Raw genomic sequence first — 1037 nt, 5'->3', positions numbered from 1 at the left:
GACGGGCGTGTTCGCCACCCGCTCCCCGCACCGGCCGAACCCGGTGGGCCTGCACCGGGTCCGGGTCCTGCGGGTGGACGGCCTCCGGGTGCGGGCGCTGCTGCTCGACGCGCTGCGCACCCTCAAGGGCACCCCGCCGCAGCCGTCCGGCCACTCCGTCCGGGACGACCTGGTGCTCCTGGTCGGCGCGATCGGGCACAACATCGACCCGCGGGCCGCCAAGATCATGCCGTGCCTGGTGCCCGAGGTGAACCGCAGCCCGGTGCACTACCAGCTCTACCAGAGCATGGTCGAGCCGCGCCGGAAGCTGATGCGACAGGTGCTGCTACGCGGGATGCGCACCGGGGAGCTGCGCCCCGACGTGGACATCGAGCTGGCGATGGCGCTGCTGAGCGGGCCGATGCTGATGCAGCGGATGCTGCGCTGGCAGCCCGAGCTGGACGACCGGATCCTGCCCGAGCGGATCGTCGACGCCGTCCTGGACGGCCTGCGGGTGCGCTGACCGCCGTACGGCCACGAGGCCGGCGACCCGCCGCAACCGGTCAGCCGGGCGGCGTGCGCAGGCGGTGCAGGCGCAGGGCGAGCTGCACCTCCAGGGCGCGCTCCGGCTTCTGCCAGTCCACGCCGAGCAGCTGCCCCACCCGTTCCAGCCGCTGGGTCACCGTGTTCACGTGCACGTGCAGCAGCTCCGCGGCCCGGGCCAGGCTGCCGCCCACCCCGAAGTACGCCTCGAGGGTCTTCACCAGCGCGGTGCCCCGCCGGGCGTCGTAGTCCACCACCGGCCCGACGGTCGCGCTGAGGAACCGGGCCACGTCCCGGTCGCCCGACTCGCCGACCGCGCCCAGCAGCAGCCCCACGAAGCCCAGCTCATCGGTGCTCGCCCCCTGCCCGGCGCGGCCCAGCGCGCCCAGCGCGGTCAGGCAGCGCTCCGCCTCGGCGAACGTGACGGCCAGCGACGCCGGGCCGGTCGAGGGGCCGCTCGCCCCGGCGGTCACCGGCCGGCCCGTCACCCGGGACAGGTCCCGGGCCACCGCCCG

2 protein-coding genes are annotated in these 1037 nt (G+C 75.8%); one reads left to right on the top strand and one right to left on the bottom strand.

All coding sequences use genetic code 11. The annotated features are described in order from the left end of the window. Positions 1-502: TrmO family methyltransferase domain-containing protein (locus ACWEVO_RS37095; RefSeq protein ID WP_452312036.1), on the top strand; the 502-nt coding region annotated here is incomplete at its 5' end. A 40-nt stretch (positions 503-542) separates the two neighbouring features. Here ACWEVO_RS37095 and ACWEVO_RS37090 read toward each other — a convergent pair. Next, positions 543-1037, bottom strand: a 495-nt coding sequence (locus tag ACWEVO_RS37090; RefSeq protein ID WP_452312035.1) for a PucR family transcriptional regulator, incomplete at its 5' end; no start/stop codon positions are given.

The organism is Micromonospora sp. NPDC003776 (genome assembly GCF_053605645.1).
The sequence above is the reverse complement of the archived record's forward strand: the minus strand, read 5'-3'. Positions and strand labels throughout refer to the sequence as shown.